General features: G+C 67.1%; 12 protein-coding genes. 9 read left to right on the top strand and 3 right to left on the bottom strand.

Annotated elements, in window-relative coordinates; genetic code table 11:
* Window position 1: 1 nt before the first annotated feature.
* The 3 genes from ACR9ZH_RS12290 (at window position 2) to ACR9ZH_RS12300 (ending at window position 3,386) form a co-directional block, all read left to right on the top strand.
* Window positions 2-949: a glycoside hydrolase family 43 protein gene (locus tag ACR9ZH_RS12290; protein WP_481291035.1), complete on the top strand. Its 948-nt coding sequence runs from the start codon at window positions 2-4 to the stop codon at window positions 947-949.
* A 294-nt stretch (window positions 950-1,243) separates the two neighbouring features.
* The gene (locus ACR9ZH_RS12295) at window positions 1,244-2,452 is read left to right on the top strand and encodes a YcaO-like family protein (RefSeq protein WP_481291036.1); all 1,209 of its coding nucleotides are present in this window, start codon (window positions 1,244-1,246) and stop codon (window positions 2,450-2,452) included.
* Window positions 2,445-3,386, top strand: a complete 942-nt coding sequence (locus ACR9ZH_RS12300; RefSeq protein ID WP_481291037.1) for a class I SAM-dependent methyltransferase — start codon at window positions 2,445-2,447, stop codon at window positions 3,384-3,386. Before ACR9ZH_RS12295 ends, ACR9ZH_RS12300 begins: the two co-directional genes overlap by 8 nt.
* Window positions 3,387-3,399: 13 nt before the next feature.
* Here ACR9ZH_RS12300 and ACR9ZH_RS12305 read toward each other — a convergent pair whose 3' ends face one another.
* Both ACR9ZH_RS12305 and ACR9ZH_RS12310 read right to left on the bottom strand, forming a co-directional pair.
* Entirely contained in the window at window positions 3,400-5,871 is a 2,472-nt protein-coding gene (locus tag ACR9ZH_RS12305; RefSeq protein ID WP_481291038.1) for an acyl-CoA dehydrogenase, read from the bottom strand.
* A 23-nt stretch (window positions 5,872-5,894) separates the two neighbouring features.
* On the bottom strand, window positions 5,895-6,779 hold the full coding sequence (locus tag ACR9ZH_RS12310) for an alpha/beta hydrolase (RefSeq protein ID WP_481291039.1): 885 nt from the start codon (window positions 6,777-6,779) through the stop codon (window positions 5,895-5,897).
* Between the two features lie 116 nt (window positions 6,780-6,895).
* Here ACR9ZH_RS12310 and ACR9ZH_RS12315 point away from each other — a divergent pair, with 116 nt between their 5' ends.
* The 5 genes from ACR9ZH_RS12315 to ACR9ZH_RS12335 all read left to right on the top strand — a co-directional run bounded on the left by ACR9ZH_RS12315 (window position 6,896) and on the right by ACR9ZH_RS12335 (window position 11,492).
* Entirely contained in the window at window positions 6,896-7,486 is a 591-nt protein-coding gene (locus ACR9ZH_RS12315; protein WP_481291046.1) for a TetR/AcrR family transcriptional regulator, read from the top strand.
* Between the two features lie 97 nt (window positions 7,487-7,583).
* Entirely contained in the window at window positions 7,584-9,374 is a 1,791-nt protein-coding gene (locus ACR9ZH_RS12320; protein WP_481291040.1) for a phosphoenolpyruvate carboxykinase (GTP), read from the top strand.
* A gap of 217 nt (window positions 9,375-9,591) precedes the next feature.
* Window positions 9,592-10,146 (top strand): RNA polymerase sigma factor, encoded by a 555-nt coding sequence (locus tag ACR9ZH_RS12325; RefSeq protein WP_481291047.1) that lies wholly within the window; start codon window positions 9,592-9,594, stop codon window positions 10,144-10,146.
* A complete protein-coding gene (locus ACR9ZH_RS12330; protein WP_481291041.1) occupies window positions 10,143-10,559 on the top strand; it encodes a hypothetical protein in 417 nt (138 codons plus the stop codon). Before ACR9ZH_RS12325 ends, ACR9ZH_RS12330 begins: the two co-directional genes overlap by 4 nt.
* Before the next feature lie 24 nt (window positions 10,560-10,583).
* Complete coding sequence (locus ACR9ZH_RS12335; RefSeq protein WP_481291042.1) at window positions 10,584-11,492, top strand: DUF4097 family beta strand repeat-containing protein; 909 nt, start codon at window positions 10,584-10,586, stop codon at window positions 11,490-11,492.
* A gap of 191 nt (window positions 11,493-11,683) precedes the next feature.
* Here ACR9ZH_RS12335 and ACR9ZH_RS12340 read toward each other — a convergent pair whose 3' ends face one another.
* Window positions 11,684-12,637: a hypothetical protein gene (locus ACR9ZH_RS12340; RefSeq protein ID WP_481291043.1), complete on the bottom strand. Its 954-nt coding sequence runs from the start codon at window positions 12,635-12,637 to the stop codon at window positions 11,684-11,686.
* Window positions 12,638-12,901: 264 nt separating this feature from the next.
* On the opposite strand from ACR9ZH_RS12340, the gene ACR9ZH_RS12345 reads away from it, so the two are divergent.
* Window positions 12,902-15,796, top strand: coding sequence for an EAL domain-containing protein (locus ACR9ZH_RS12345; RefSeq protein WP_481291044.1), 2,895 nt, complete (start codon window positions 12,902-12,904; stop codon window positions 15,794-15,796).
* The last annotated feature ends 179 nt before the right edge of the window (window positions 15,797-15,975 follow it).

The following is a 15,975-nucleotide window of genomic DNA, read 5'->3' on the forward strand; positions in this document are numbered from 1 at the left end:
CATGCGCCGCCTGCTGGCAGCATCGCTGTTGTGCGTGGCTGCGGCGGCGCATGCACAGGCGCTACTGCCCTCGGGGCCGGATCCGTGGGTGGCTCAGCGACAAGGCGTGTTCTATTACATGAACACGATGGGCGACCGCATCGCCATCCGGAAGACGGCTGACATGCAGCGTTTGAACGAGGCAGCACCCGTCACCGTCTGGCGTCCGCCTGCCGAAGGCCCCAACTCGGCCGCCATCTGGGCGCCGGAACTGCACTTCCTCAACGGCAAGTGGTACCTGTACTACACCGCGACGGACAAACGGCACAACGATGACGCGCATCGACACATTTTCGTCCTCGAGAACGCCGCCGCCGACCCCACCACGGGTGCCTGGGTCGACAAGGGCATGCTGGCCACGCATCTGCCTGGCATCGACGGTACGGTGTTCGACTACCGGGGCAAGCTCTATTTCGCGTATTCCGCTTACGTGGGCGACCGAAGCGATCTGATCCTCGCTCCCATGCTCAACCCGTGGACCGTGGGCGAAGCACAGGTGGATATTGCCGGTCCGACGTTCGCGTGGGAGATGCAGGGCGGCCGGAAAATCCTGGAAGGTCCTGAATTCATCGAGGGCCCCGATGGCACGCCGTATCTCACCTATTCCGGCAGCGCATGCTGGTCCGACGACTACGCGATCGGCCTGTTGACGGCGGACAAGGACGCCAACCTGCTTGACGCGGCCTCGTGGAGAAAGTCGCCAAGACCGGTGCTCGCCAGTTCGCCCCGGAGCCATGTCTACGCACCGGGCCACAACGGCTTCTTCAAGTCCGCCGATGGCAAGACCGACTGGATCATCTACCACGCCAACGGCGGCCCGGGATGGAAGTGCACGGCGCGCCGCGCGCCGCATGCCCAGCCGATGCAATGGGATCCCCAGGGCAGGCCCATATTCCCCGATCCGCGTTAGCGGGCGAGCAGGCAATCCCCTACAGGCATCTCAGGGCTTGCCCGATTATCGGTCGACATGTCGGCACCTAATCTCGATGGGCCGCCATGGATTCCCCCGGCGGCTTCCCCATCGATAGCAAGGAGCAACACCATGGGCTACATGATGCGAGGTTTCGTCCACACGGGCGACGAAAACGGTCAGGAAGATAGCGCCGCCACCGTCAGCCAGCTGGCGCCGTGCGAACTCGACGAGCTCGTCGAGGATTGAGGAAGCGAACGGGGCCGACGGCCCCGTTTTTCAAGGAGGAATGCCATGCTCCCGCCCGAGCGAGAATTCACGCTTGCCGTCGCCCGCCAACGCATAGAAGCCGATCTCGCGGCTCACGGCCTGCAATGGCAGGCGACACCCCATGGCGACACGCTGCACGCCACCCTCGTGGAACTGTTCGACACCGACGGAACGCCGCTTTGCACCGGCGTAGGAAAGGGCGACGCGGAAACGGCGCTCGTCGGAGGGCTGTTCGAGGCCTTCGAGCACTACCTCGCGCTGCATGACGAGTGTTCCCGACGGCACGTGCGGACCAACGCGGGCAGTATTCCCCGCGGGCTCGGCGCGGCGATCGACGCCTTGCTGGCGGCCCAGTCGGGCGCCTCCATGGCTTGCCGCGTCTACACCGATTTCTTCCGTGCCGACACAGCGCTTTACCCGCTCGCCCTTTCCCGTCCCACGTACATCGACGCGCCCGCCAACGATGACGAGTTCGATTATTCAAGCCTCCGCCGCTACGCCAGCAACAGCGGCACCGCCATCGGGTCGACCTTCGCCGAGGCGGCGCTGCATGCGATGAACGAGGCCATCGAGCGCGACGATGTCTCCCGCTTCCTCCGGGCCCATTTCCATGATCGCGACGACGAGGCGCTGCTCGTGGTCGATCGCCGGACCGTGGACTGGCGCATCGCGCGGCTGTGGTCGTCCGCGGAACGGGAGTTGGGCGAGACTGCCATCCTCCTCGACATCTCGTCGCACGGTTCGGCCCACACCTTCCTTGCCTTCGCCGCTACCTGCCCGCATCCCGTGCACGTGTACGGCAGCGGCAGCTCCGCGTCGGCATCGCACGCGATGGCACGTGCCCTCGGGGAACTGGTGCAGGTGCATACCATGGCGCGGGTCGCACCGGCCGTCGCCGGCGATCTGGCACGGGCCGAACGGCGGTTGCGCCCCTGGCCACGGCTGCACCGCGCCTGCGTGGCCGACCTTCCCTCCCTGTTCGACACCGCGGCCCGTCGATATGCCAAGCCAGCGCCGTTCTCTTTCGACACCACCGTAGGCGAGCAGCTCTCGCAGGGCATGCGTCGGCTCATCTTGGAAGGATACCGACCGCTGGTCCATACGATCCGGCAACGCGCCGACGGGACGACGTTATGCCAGGTCCTCGTGCCGGGATTCGAGCATTACCACATCGTCGGCGAAGGCAATCTCGTCGTGCCGTCCTTTCCGGCCCGGCGGCCTGTCCATGCATGAGACGGGCGACTGGCTGGCGCGGGAGAGGAATCTGCGCACCGGGATCGACGGCGCTCGCGCCATGGCACCCTGTCCCTGGCGCTTGATCGAGCGCTCTCCGGAGTCACAACAGCAGTACTTCATGCTCCGCCATGGCGGACGGCAGTGGCTCGGACGCAAGTTCGCGACCGAAGGGGCCAAAGGCCCCTCCCTGTCCAATCGCATCGAGCCGATGCACCTGCTCGGCGACGAGGTCGACATCGCGTTATCGGGAAACGACGTCGTCTTCGATTTCGTGCTGCGCCGCCCTGACGAGGCCATGGGCTTCCTGCGCGAAGCGGCCGGCGATCCGTCGAGCGACATCGTCTTCCCGTTCCCGGCCCGGGATGCCGCGGGGCGCGAATGGGTGTGCCCTCCCGCTTTCTGGTCGCGCGTCGCCTCGAATCCGGCGATCCTCGCCCAGGACGAATACCACGTGCACCCGGTGTGCGCCGATACCTTGAGGCATTGGCTGCCTTCGGGCGCGCTCGTTCGCGATCCAGGATGTTCCACCGGCGATTTCGTTGCGGCCATGGCCGAGGCCTGCCCCGCACTGCGCTTCGAAGGGCGGGACATCTCGGCGGCGATGATCGACATCGCGAGATCCCGTCACGCCGGCAAGGCGGTGAGCTTCGGCATCGCCGACGCCGCCGATGCCGAACCGCAGTCCTGCGATGGACTGATCGTGCGCTTTCTCAACGCCGAGGTCGTCACCCGTGCGCAGGCCATGGCGCTGTTCGACCGGCTGATCCCGGCGCTGCGCCCCGGTGGGGTAGCCGTTCTGTTCGGACACACCCCACTCCTGGTGCCGGTGCGCGAGCGGGCCGCGGCACATGGCCTGCGCATCCACCGATGCAGTGCCCCGGCAACCGGGGAGCCCGGACTCTTCCAGTTCTACGTGCTCGGCACGCCATGAGGCGTGCCGGACACTACGCGGCGCGAACCGACTTCATCGCTTCGGCATTGCGCATGACGTTCGCGCGCAGTTCCTCGCTGTCGAAATCGTCCACCGAGATGAACTCGGCCACGCCGTCGCGCACGCGCTGGAGGAGTTCGCGCTCGGCGGCCGTGATGGCACCCAGCCTCTCGGCTTCCACCAGCTGCTCGTTGTACGTATGCGTGCGCAGCTGGCCACCCTTGAACGCCTTGACGAACTTGCGCTCCACCGGCTCCGCCGCGATCACGTCCGGCAGTATCTGGTTCATGCGGCCCACCGTGTTGTTCGCCGTGGGCGTGAGGTAGCTCCACGTGGTGAGACGGTCGCGCGCCTCACTCGGCGCCGTAATGAGCGCGGCGACGCGACGGCCGAGGCGGTCAGACGGCGGTACCTCGCGGCGGCCGAACGGGAACACCAGGGCGCGCAGCAGCCAGCCCACCGGACGCACGGGGAAATTGCGGATCACGCCGTCCAGCGCCATCTGCATCTTCCACACGCACTCGTGGAACGCCCAGGCGAGCAGCGGACGATCCGCTTCCGGACAGCCGGTGTCCTCGTAACGCTTCAGCATGGCGCTGGCGATGTACAGGTACGACAGCGTGTCGCCCAGGCGGGCCGACAGCTTCTCCTTGAACTTCAGCTTGCCGCCGAGCACGCCCATCGAGACGTCGGCGCAGAGTGCCAGCGCCGCCGAGTAGCGGTTGAGCTTGCGGTAGTAGCGCCGGGTGTACGCATCGCCGGCGGTATCGCCGATCTTCGCCGCCGTGATGCCGAGGACGAAGCTGCGCACCGCATTGGAGAAGCCGAACCCGATATGGCCGAACAGCGCATCGTCGAAGGCCTTCAGGCGCTCGCGGTAATCCGCGATGTTCAGCGCCTGCATTTCCTTGAGCACGTAGGGATGGCAGCGGATCGCGCCCTGGCCGAAGATCATGAGACTGCGCGTCATGATGTTCGCGCCTTCCACCGTGATGGCGATAGGCACGCTCTGCCAGCCGCGGCCCATGTAGTTTTTCGGGCCAAGGATCACGCCCTTGCCGCCGTGGATGTCCATCGCATCGGACGCGATCTGACGGCACCACTCGGTGGCGTGGTACTTCGCGATGGCCGACGGGACAGCCGGCTTCTCGCCACGATCCACCGCGGCGGCAGTCGCGCGCGACAGTGCCTGCATGGCATAGGTAAGGCCGCCAATGCGGGCGAGCGCTTCCTCGACGCCTTCGAAACGGCCGATGGCCAGCCCGAACTGCTTGCGCATGCGCGCATACGCACCGGTGGCGGCAACCGCCATGCGCGAGGCGCCCGTGGCGTTCGACGGCAATGAGATGGCGCGGCCCACCGAGAGGCATTCGACCAGCATGCGCCAGCCCTGCCCGGCCATGTGCGGACCGCCGATCAGCACGGACAGAGGGACGAACATGTCCTTCGCATGGACCGGACCGTTCTGGAACGGGGTGTTCAGCGGAAAGTGCCGGCGGCCGATCTCCATCCCCGGCGTTTCGCGCGGCAGCAGCGCCAGCGTGATGCCCATGTCTTCCTTGTCGCCCAGCAGCTTGTCCGGGTCGTACATGCGGAAGGCGAGGCCGACGATCGTGGCGACCGGCGCGAGCGTGATGTAGCGCTTGTCGAAGGTGAGGCGGATGCCGAGGGTCTCCTCGCCGTTCCACATGCCCTTCGTGACGATGCCGAAGTCCGGGATCGAGGTGGCATCGGAACCGGCATAGGGACCGGTCAGTGCAAAGCACGGGATCTCGCGCCCGTCCGCGAGGCGCGGCAGGAAGTAGTTCTTCTGCTCGTCGCTGCCGTAGTGCATCAGCAGTTCGCCCGGCCCGAGCGAGTTCGGCACGGCCACGGTGGAAGCCAGCGTCTGCGACATGCTGGAGAGCTTCTGCAACACGGCTGAGTGGGCCAGCGCGGAGAAGCCCAGGCCGCCGTAGCTCTTCGGGATGATCATGCCGAAGAACTTGTTCTTCTTGATGAACTCCCAGACATTCGGCGGAAGGTCGGCCAGCTCGTGGGTGATCTGCCAGTCGTCGACCATGGCGCAGAGTTCTTCGACCGGGCCGTCGAGGAAGGCCTGCTCTTCGATGGAAAGTTCCGGCTTCGGCTGGCGGAGCAGTTCCGACCAGTCGGGCTTGCCCGAGAACAGCTGGCCTTCGAAACCGACAGTGCCGGCTTCGAGCGCGGTTTGCTCGGTATCGGAAAGCTTCGGCGTGACCTTCGCGAACAGCGATAGCAGCGGTGCGCTGATCTTCTTGCGACGGAAGTCGACCATCAGCAGAGGCACCGCGACCAGGCCCAGGAGGACCAGGAGCACGACGGTGGTCGCTGGCGCGCCGGCGACGAAGCCGACGACCAGGATCGTCGCCGCCGTCGCGATGGCCCACGTCTTCAGGGACGTGCGGTGGTAGGCGCAGGCAGCGGAGGCGATGAGTGCCGCCAGTACAACCAGGATCGCAGACATCGGTATCACCTCGTCAGAGTCGGTTAGCCAAGAGTAGTCATGAAAGCCGCGATCTCGCGCGTAAACGCGTCGTTCGCGTCGCCGGCCACCATGTGGGTGGCATCGGCGAGGGCCACGTGGCGCGCATGCGGCACGAGGCGGAGGAATTCGTCGACGGTATGCCGGGAGACGACGTCGCTGCGGCTGCCGGACAGGAGCAGCACCGGCACCTCGACCCGTGCGGCGGCGGCGAACAGGCGCGGCTGGTAACGCTCGCTTTCCTGGACGAGGCCGTCGAGCAGGGCCGGATCCCAGTGCCAGCGGAGCCTGCCGTCGGCGTCCTGGCGCAGCAACGGTTTCAGCTGCGCCTCCGTCTTGCGCTCGCGGCGGTGCGGCAGGTACGTCTCGATGGCCGAGGCCGCCTCGTCGTAGCTGGCGAAGCCTTGTGGATGCGCGCGCATGAAGCCGAGGATACGTTCGACACCGGCGGTTTCCCACCGAGGGGTGATGTCGACCAGCACCAGTGCCGAAAACGGCGGCGCCGTCCGGTCCTCGGCTTCGCCCGCGGCGACCAGGCCGAGCAATCCGCCCATCGATGCGCCGACCAGGACCGGAGGCCGCCCATCAGGCGAACGCGCCTGGTGCGCTACGGCCAGCAGGTCGGCGACGAACTGTTCCATGTGGTAATCGCCGCGCGGCATGTGCCCGCTCCCGCCATGGCCGCGGGCGTCGAACGCCGTCGCTTCGAAGCCCTGGGCGGCCAGCGTACGGGCGGCGCCGCTCCAGGCGTGGCGGGTCTGGCCGAAGCCATGCGCGAACAGCAGCGAGGGCGAGCGCTCGCCGGGCCAGCGCTGGGTTGCCAGCGCAAGGCCGTCGAACGAGGCCAGGCTCGCGTGGACGGAGGGGACATGGACGGGATCGGCTACCATACGGTCGAGTATGTAGTGCCGGGACGAGTGCGTCAATACGCCAGCGTACGGTGTGCTAAGCGCTGCCAAGTCAAGGTCTTATGCAACAACCCCCTGGTCTCGGCTACCATGCGCCGATGAACGATGGTGCGAAGAACGAACGAGCCCGCCTTTCCGCTGAAGACTGGGAGGACGGCGCCCTGGCCCTCATCGCCGAACAAGGGGTCGGCGCGCTTGCCGTCGAGGCCCTGGCCAGACGCCTCGGGGTAACCAAGGGCAGCTTCTATTGGCACTTCCGCACCCGCGAAGCGCTGCTTCAGGCGTCCCTGGAACGCTGGGAAGAATACGGGGAGCGCGAAGTGCTCGCAGAAATCGAGCGCATCCCGGACCCGCGCAAGCGCATGCCGGAACTGTTCCGCCGCGTGGCCCACGAACTGCAGCCGCACCGTGTCTATGCGGCCCTTCTCAAGGCGCTCGACCACCCGCAGGTGGTTCCGGTGATGTCGCGCGTATCGCAGCGGCGCATCGACTTCCTCACCCGCATGTATACGGAGGCAGGCCTGGATCCGGTGATGGCCCTGCACCGCGCGCGGCTCACCTACGCCGCCTACGTGGGCTTCCTGCAGCTGAACTTCACCCTGGGGCTTCCGCGGCTGTCGCATGAGGAGTTCGACGCGTACGTGGAGCACATGATCGCGACGCTGACGCCGGCGAAATCAGGCGACTGATCCTGAACGGCAGTTTCGTTTTGCTGCGCCGTACCTTGCCAATACCAGGAATCGCAAACTACTGTCTCCGCTTGCGTTTAACTGGAGACCACCACGGATGCGTTCGTACGGCAGCTCACTGGAAGCATTGAATCGATGGGTCGACGAAGTCGCCCGGCTCGCCGAGCCCGCCACCATTCACTGGTGCGACGGCTCGGAGGCGGAGTACGCCGACCTCGTCAAGACGATGCTGGCCAGCGGCGACCTCCTCCCGCTCGATCCCGAGAAGCATCCGCGCAGCTACCTCCATCGTTCGAGCCCCTCGGACGTGGCGCGGGTCGAACACCTCACCTTCGTCTGCACGCCCGAAGAGGAAGACGCGGGCCCGAACAACCATTGGATGGCGCCGGTCGAGGCGCACGCGAAGATCGACGCCCTGTTTGCGGGCGCGATGCGCGGACGCACGATGTACGTGATCCCGTACTGCATGGGCCCGATCGATTCGCCGATCTCGCGCTGCGGCGTCGAGATCACCGATAGCCCCTACGTGGTCGCCAACATGCGGATCATGACCCGGATGGGCGCACCCGCCCTGGCGCGCATCGAGCGCGACGGCAGCTTCGTGAAGGGCCTGCATTCCACCGGCGACCTCGATCCCGAGCGCCGCTTCATCATGCATTTCCCCGAAGAGCTCTCGATCAAGTCGATCGGCTCGGGCTACGGCGGCAATGCCCTGCTCGGCAAGAAGTGCCACGCGCTGCGCATCGCCAGCCACCAGGCGCGCCGCGAAGGCTGGCTTGCGGAGCACATGCTCATCGTGGGCATCGAGAACCCCAAGGGCGAGAAGCACTACATCGCCGCCGCGTTCCCTTCGGCCTGCGGCAAGACCAACCTCGCCATGCTCATTCCCACCGAGGGCTATCGCAAGGCGGGCTGGAAGGTCTGGACGGTCGGCGACGACATCTGCTGGATGACCCCCGGCGAAGATGGCCGTCTCTGGGCGATCAATCCGGAAGCCGGCTACTTCGGCGTCGCCCCCGGCACCGGCGCGAAGACCAATCCCTCGGCGCTGGCGACGCTCAGCCACGATGCCATCTTCACCAACGTCGCCCTCACCGCCGACAACCGCGCCTGGTGGGAAGGCCTCGGCGAAGGCGAACCGGCGATCGACTGGCAGGGCCGTCCCTACGATCCGGCCAATGGCCCCGCCGCGCATCCCAACGCACGCTTCACCGTGAGCGCCAGGCAGTGTCCCAGCTGGGCGCCGGAATCCGAAGCGCCTACCGGCGTGCCGATCTCCGCGATCGTCTTCGGCGGCCGCCGCCCGTCGCTGGTCCCGCTGGTGTTCGAGGCGAAGGACTGGGCCCATGGCGTGCTGATCGGCGCCGCGATGGGCTCGGAGACCACGGCTGCCGCGACCGGTGCCGTCGGCGTGCTCCGCCGCGACTCGATGGCGATGAAACCGTTCTGCGGTTACAACTTCGCCGACTACTTCGCCCACTGGCTGTCCTTCGACAAGCCGGGCGCGAGGCTGCCGCGCATCTTCCACGTGAACTGGTTCCGCAAGGATGGCGAGGGCCGCTTCATGTGGCCGGGCTACGGTGACAACCTGCGCGTGCTCGACTGGATGATCCAGCGCGTCGAAGGCCTGGCCAAGGGCACGGAAACTCCGATCGGCATCCTTCCCGCAAAGGGCGAACTCAACGTCGACGGCCTCGACCTCACCCCAGGCACCCTGGACGAACTCCTTCGCGTGGACGTGGAAGGCTGGCAGGAAGAACTCCGCGCCATTGGTCTCTACCTGGATGGCTTCGGTCAGCGCATGCCGGAGCGCCTCAAGGCCGAACGCCTGCGGGTGAGCAAGGCGCTGGACGCCGCGCTGACCCGCCCCGCAGCCCACGTGGCCTGAGCGGGCGCAGGACTCGCCCGCGCGCATGTAGGAGCGCGCCTAGCGCGTGCTGAGCTGTTGAGGCCGTGACCTGGAGCTGGCGCGCCAGCCTCTGGACTGGGGCGAAAACTCAGCACGCGCAAGGCGCGCTCCTATATAGCCGTTGTTAAACCGTTTGTCCCTTGCCGGCATCCAAGCTGGCAAGATGAACGCCCTATGCCTCGCCGCCACGTCCTTCATGCAGCCTGAGCTGCCCGCCGCCTCGTCGGACGAGGACGTCGTGCGCGCGGCGGTGGCGGGCGACCGTAAAGCCTTCGAGACCCTGTACCGGCGGCACGCCGACCGCGTTTACGGCGCCGTGCTGCGCCTGGCCGCATTCGATCACGCCCGCGCCGAGGACCTCACCCAGGAAGCCTTCGTGCGCGCCTGGCAGAAACTGGAAGGCTTCCGCTTCGAAAGCGCCTTCGGCACCTGGGTGTACCGCCTCGCGGTGAACGTGGCGCTGATGTCCATACGCGCCCGCAACGCCGACCCCGTCAGCATCGTCGGCGACGAACACCTTCCCGACATCACCGACACCGACAATCCCGTCCGCGCGTTCGAGCGCGAGGAACTGGAACAGGCCATCGCGGCACTGCCACCGCGAGCCCGCGCCGTCCTCGTGCTGCACGACGTGGAAGGATGGAAACATGAGGAGATCGCCGTCGAACTGTCGATGGCGGTCGGTTCCTCGAAAGCGCAGTTGCATCGTGCACGCGGCCTGCTCCGCCGCGCGCTGGGAGACAAGCCATGAACGAACTCGATTACCTGCGCCAGATGCGCTCGCTCAACCGCCCGGTCGTGCCGCATCGCGACCTCTGGGCCGGCATCGAAGCGCGCCTTGACCAGGCCCCTGCCGCGACGACTCGCCGGCACCGGGCCCGCCCCTGGCTGATGGCCGCTGCCATCGCCGGTGTCGCGGTACTGGGCGGCGGCATCGGCCTGCGCCTGACGGCACCCGCAGGCGAGGGCCAGGTCGCGGCCAGCACCGCCTGGAAACCTACCGATCCCCGCCTCACCGGCGCGGCGGTGGAACTCGACGCCGCGCGCATGGAGCTGACCCAGGCCATGCGGGATTCCCCCGATTCGGCCGCGCTGCAGCGCCTGCTGCTCCGCACCGAACGCCAGCGCGACCGTCTGCGTAACCTCGACAAGCAAGCCAGCTAAACGCGAACAGCCAGGACATTCCCCATGAAAACGCTCTACTTCACTCCCCTGCTGCTGGCGTTGTCGATCGGCGAGGCCTTCGCCTCGACGCCGATCAACCTGTCGAAAGACATCCGGCCCAACGCCCGGGTCAGCATCGAAAACGTCAAGGGCGAAGTGACCGTGACCGCTTGGGACAGGAACCAGGTGCAGGTCTCGGGCACCCTCGGCGAGGGCGCCAGGCCACTGCAGATCGAAGGCGACGACCGCAACGTCGACATCCACGTGGAAGGCGACGAGAAGAAGGGCCGCTGGTTCAGCTGGGGCAACGACTCCAGCATGCAGCCAACGATCCTCAACGTGCGCGTGCCGAAGAGCGTCGAGGTGGACATCAACGTGGTCAGCGCACCGGTCAGCATCGACGGCCTCGACGGCGGACGGATCAACGTGGAATCGATCAGCGGACGGATTCGCGCCAACCTGCGCTCCCCGGACGTGAGCATGCAGACGGTCAGTGGCACGATCGACCTTGCCGGCCGCGCCGGCCGCGCCGATCTGCAGACCGTTTCCGGCGACATCACCGCGCCCAGCGTGGGCGAGAAGGTGGATGCGCAGACCGTGTCCGGCCGCATGACCATCGGCGGCGGTCCCTGGAAGGAAGCCAACTTCAGCACCGTATCGGGCGACACCCAGGTGAACGGCGGCCTCATCGACGGCGGCAAGATCGACGTCGATTCGATGAGCGGCGACGTGCAGATCCAGCTGCCTGCCAATACCTCCGCCCGGCTCGAGGCATCCACCTTCAGCGGCGACCTGCGCAGCGACTGGGGCAATGCCTCGAGCGGCGACGAAGGCCCGGGCAAGGAACTGAAGACGACGATCGGCGGCGGCGCCGGCAACATCCACGTCGAATCGTTCAGCGGCGACGTGCGCGTGCGCAACATGGGGCGCTGAGCGAGCGGGGTGCAGGAGCGCCTTCTGCGCGCTGCTCTGCACGCTGTAGGAGCGCGCCCTGCGCGCGACAGCTCTTCGCTTCGGTCCCCAAGCTGGCGCGCCAACGGCTGGACTGGGCCGAAAAGCTGTCGCGCGCAAGGCGCGCTCCTACAGCGCGCCTCGCGCGTCCCTACAGTGCGCTTTGCGAGTCCCTACAAGTCCTGGTGGTATTGCACGTACGGCGTGCGCGACTGGTCCGGCTCGGGGAGCGCCGGGCTGCTGGGCGCATTGCCCGAGGACCAGACGTTCTGCGCACCGACCGACAACTCGCCGCGCCATGGCAGGCGCCAGGTCACGCCGAGGTCGATGGCGCTCCAGCGGCGGTCCGGGTTGAGGCCGTTCACCGTGGCGGCTTCGGGCTGCATGGTACGGCCCGTGATCGAACCCGACAGCGAGCCCCGATCGACACCGAAGCTCAACGCCTTTTGGTCGACCGAGCCGATACCGAGCAGGTTGCCCGGCAGGAGCCGGATGCGGCCGATGCTGGCGCCGAGGTCGATGCCGCTGCGTGCACCGAGGTCGACCCGGCCGTGGGCATTGAGCTCGGTGCTGGAGGACAATGCCCCTAGCGGCAGGCCGGACGCGGTGGCAAGGCCGGGAAGCACACGCGGCAGTGCGGCACCCGTCCCGGCCGGACGGCTGGAACCGACACCGACGCCGACGCTATAGCCGGTGCCACGGAACGTGGCGCCCACTTCGCTGCCAACGATACGCGGCGGCACGCCCGGCGAGCTGCAACGGTCGCTCTTGACCGCCGAGGCCCCGCAGGACTCGGCCGAATTGATCCAGCCCTGGCCGCTGACGCTGGCATGGGCCTGGATGCCCGGGCCGAGGTCGTACCGCAGACCGCTGGAAAGGAAAGGACCGGCACCGATCGGGTTCAGCGCGAGCGGCTTGGCCGGGTCGGCATGATCGTCCGACTGGAGGCCCAGGGGCCGGACGTCCCCGGATCGCGACGAGGGCTGGCCGGCCGTATCGGCCTGACCGCCGAGATCCGCGTACGTGCCCAGGAAAGGCGACGACGCCGCGTCCTGAGTCACCGGCGCAACCTGTCCTACCGCGGTGAGCGGCATCAACAGAAGCATGGTGAGTAAGGATCTGCGCATGGATAGTCTGTCGGCAGCGGCTGATATTCCCCGAGGCCCCGTTCTCAGCCTGAACGGGAACGAGGTGGAGTATATCCCATTTTACTTTTTACTAACACCCCCGCGAGGGCCCTTCAGGAATCGAAACAGCTGCCGTTTACCACCGTTAAGGGGTGCCGCGCCATATAGGTGCAGGGATCACGGGACCGCGGCCGCCGGGCCCCATCGCGCGGCCACGACAACGCATATAGACTGATCCGAACACGACCGGAACCCCGTCAGGCGATGACCTTCGCTCCATCCCAAAGCCCGACTCTGCAGGCGCCCGGTCGCGGCGACGTGGAGCCGTTGCAGGACGCCCTCGAACGGCTGCTCCGCGCGGCGGACGCCGAGTCGGTGCGCACCGAATGCGAGGCTTTCGTCCACTGCCTGTTGGCCGATGCGACGGTCACCTGGCGGGCGGACGCGGAGGCGATCCCGGCCCGGCCCGGGCTGCTGGAACTGGCGGTGGACCCGCAGAACGAGCGCAGCCTGGAGGTGACCGCGGCCGAGGCCGACCTGGTGACCTGGGCGGACATGCTCTCGTGGCTCGGCAGGCTGGCATCGGCCCGCCTGCGCCAGCTCGCCGAAACCGCGAACCTTTACGAGGCCATCTCGCGCCTCGCTCTCGCCGAACGGCTGCAGCGCGCGCTTTACGCCATCGCCGAACAGGCGGGTGCCGAGCACAACATGAAGGACATGATGAGTGCGCTCCACGGCATCGTGGGCAGCCTCATGTATGCCGAGAACTTCTTCATCGTCCTGTACGACGCGCAGAACCGCACCGTGCGCTTCCCATACTTCGTGGACACCGAGGACAAGGACATCCCGGATCCGGAAGGCGTCCGCGCAATCGAGGCGATCGAGAACACGCTGACCTGGCACGTACTGCAGAGCGGGCGCTCGATGATGGGCGCCAGCAGCGAGCTGGAAAAGAACCTTCCGGGGCCGCGGGTGAACATCGGTCCGCCCAGCGACGACTGGCTCGGCGTGCCGATGAAGCGCGGGGAGGACGTCGTGGGCGCACTGGTGGTGCAGAGCTACCGTGCAGACACGCGTTACACCGAAAACGACCGCGACCTGCTCACTTACGTCGCCCAGCACGTGCAGACGGCATTGGAACGACGGCAGGCGCACGAGGAACTGGAGCGCCGCGTCACCACGCGCACCGCAGCGCTGCGGGAAGCGAATCGCGTGCTGCGCCAGCAGGTGTTGCAGCGCCAGCGCGGCGAACGCCTGCAGGCTGCGCTGTTTCGCATCGCTGAGCTTGCCAACACCTCCGACAGCATCGAGAACTTCTACGCGGCGGTACACCGGGTCATCGGCGGTTTGCTCTACGCGCGCAATTTCTACATCGCGCTGCTGTCCGAAGACCAGAACAAGCTCACCTTCCCGTACTCGGTCGACGAACTGGATGGCGTGCGCGAACCACGTGAGCTTGGCCGCGGCCTCACCGAATACGTGCTGCGCAATGGCAAGGCCCTGCTCGCCGACCGCGACGAGATCGACCGCCTCAACCGCGACCATGTGCTCTCCACGAGCGGCGCCAAATCCCTGCACTGGCTCGGCGTGCCGTTGATCTGGAACGAGAAGTCGATGGGCGTGCTGGCCGTCCAGAGCTATACGCCCGAGCACACCTACAGCGCGCGCGACCAGGAACTGCTGACCTTCGTCAGCTACCACATCGCCAACGCGCTGCAACGCAAGTACACCACCGAATCGCTGAAACAGGCTTACGCCAGCCTGGAGCGCCGGGTCACCGAACGCACGCGTGCCCTGGCCCTCGCCAATCGCGACCTGCGCGAGCAGATCGCCGAACGCGAGCGCGTGGAGCGCCGGCTCAAGTACGAAACGCTGCACGACTCGCTCACCGGCCTGCCGAACCGCACGCTGCTGCTGCAGCGCCTCGAGCAGGCGCTGAACCACTACCGGGAGAATCCCGGCGAGCTGTTCGCGGTGCTGTTCATCGACCTCGACCGCTTCAAGGTCATTAACGATTCCGTCGGCCACCTGGTGGGCGACGACCTGCTCTTCCAGGTCGGCGGCCGCATCCGCGCCTGCCTGAAGACGCGCGACGTCGTGGCCCGCCTGGGCGGCGACGAGTTCGCCGTGCTGGTGGAAGGCATCGTCGACCCGCACGCGGCGACGCATATCGCCGAGCGCATCATCGCCCAGTTGCAGACGCCGTTCCGCCTCGGCGCGAAGGAGATCTTCACCTCCGCATCGATCGGCATCGCACTGCCGACGCCGGATTACACGCGCCCTGAGGAACTGCTGCGCGATGCGGACTCGGCCATGTACCGGGCGAAGGACGAAGGCCGCCACCGGGCCGCCGTGTTCGACGACCGCCTGCGACGCGAAGCGCTGTCGCTGCTCGAGCTGGAAGGCGACCTGCGCCGCGCGCTGACCCGCGCCGAGTTCGTGCCGTTCTACCAGCCGATCGTGGAACTGGAGAACGGCCGCGTCGTCGGTTACGAGGCCCTGCTGCGCTGGCGGCATCCCGAACGCGGCCTGCTGCCGCCGGGTGAGTTCCTGGCCGTGGCCGAGGATACCGGCTGCTCCGAGGCGATCGACTGGCAGATCTTCGAGCAGGTGGCGCGTCAGGCGCGCGCCCTCGTCGGCGACGAGGGCTTCATCAGCATCAATGTGTCGGGCAGCCACTTCCGCTCGCCCGATCTCGACCAGCGCCTGCTCGACCTGCTGGCCGAGCACGCGGTGCCCGCGCGTTCGATCCGCGTGGAAGTCACCGAGCGGGCCCTCCTGGAGAACCCGGCTCAGGTCAAGCGCATCCTCGAGAACCTGCGCGATCACGGTGTGGGCATCGCCCTCGACGACTTCGGCACGGGTTACTCGTCACTGAGCTACCTGCACCAATACCCGATCGAGACGCTGAAGATCGACCGCTCCTTCGTGATCGAACTGCCGGCCGAGGACAGCGAGGCGCACAGCACCGCGGTGGTGCGCGCCATCCAGGCCCTCGCCGATTCGCTGCGCATGCAGGTGATCGCCGAAGGCATCGAGACGGAATCGCAGATGCGTGCCCTGCGCCGCATCGGCTGCCGCTTCGGCCAGGGCTTCCTGTTCGCGCAGCCTGCGCCGGCGAGCAAGTGGCTGGGTTCGCCGTTGTCCCTCGACGCCTGAAGCAACGCCAGGCTGCCGCTTCGATACCCAACCGGCCTGTAGGAGCGCGCCTGCGCGCGACATCTTTTCGCGCCAGTCACCAAGCTGGCGCGCGAGCTCCAAGGCACGGCCTCAAAAGATGTCGCGCGCACCGCGCGCTCCTACATCGCCCGTTCCTCTGCTAACGTCTGCGGGACGAC

The organism is Luteibacter sp. SVR4-7G, from assembly GCF_056755555.1.

Bases quoted from the DNA above. Each gene is read 5' to 3' on its own strand.
- ACR9ZH_RS12290 (WP_481291035.1), top strand. From the start codon at position 2: ATGCGCCGCCTGCTGGCAGCATCGCTGTTGTGCGTGGCTGCGGCGGCG.
- ACR9ZH_RS12295 (WP_481291036.1), top strand. From the start codon at position 1,244: ATGCTCCCGCCCGAGCGAGAATTCACGCTTGCCGTCGCCCGCCAACGC.
- ACR9ZH_RS12300 (WP_481291037.1), top strand. From the start codon at position 2,445: ATGCATGAGACGGGCGACTGGCTGGCGCGGGAGAGGAATCTGCGCACC.
- ACR9ZH_RS12305 (WP_481291038.1), bottom strand. From the start codon at position 5,871: ATGTCTGCGATCCTGGTTGTACTGGCGGCACTCATCGCCTCCGCTGCC.
- ACR9ZH_RS12310 (WP_481291039.1), bottom strand. From the start codon at position 6,779: ATGGTAGCCGATCCCGTCCATGTCCCCTCCGTCCACGCGAGCCTGGCC.
- ACR9ZH_RS12315 (WP_481291046.1), top strand. From the start codon at position 6,896: ATGAACGATGGTGCGAAGAACGAACGAGCCCGCCTTTCCGCTGAAGAC.
- ACR9ZH_RS12320 (WP_481291040.1), top strand. From the start codon at position 7,584: ATGCGTTCGTACGGCAGCTCACTGGAAGCATTGAATCGATGGGTCGAC.
- ACR9ZH_RS12325 (WP_481291047.1), top strand. From the start codon at position 9,592: ATGCAGCCTGAGCTGCCCGCCGCCTCGTCGGACGAGGACGTCGTGCGC.
- ACR9ZH_RS12330 (WP_481291041.1), top strand. From the start codon at position 10,143: ATGAACGAACTCGATTACCTGCGCCAGATGCGCTCGCTCAACCGCCCG.
- ACR9ZH_RS12335 (WP_481291042.1), top strand. From the start codon at position 10,584: ATGAAAACGCTCTACTTCACTCCCCTGCTGCTGGCGTTGTCGATCGGC.
- ACR9ZH_RS12340 (WP_481291043.1), bottom strand. From the start codon at position 12,637: ATGCGCAGATCCTTACTCACCATGCTTCTGTTGATGCCGCTCACCGCG.
- ACR9ZH_RS12345 (WP_481291044.1), top strand. From the start codon at position 12,902: ATGACCTTCGCTCCATCCCAAAGCCCGACTCTGCAGGCGCCCGGTCGC.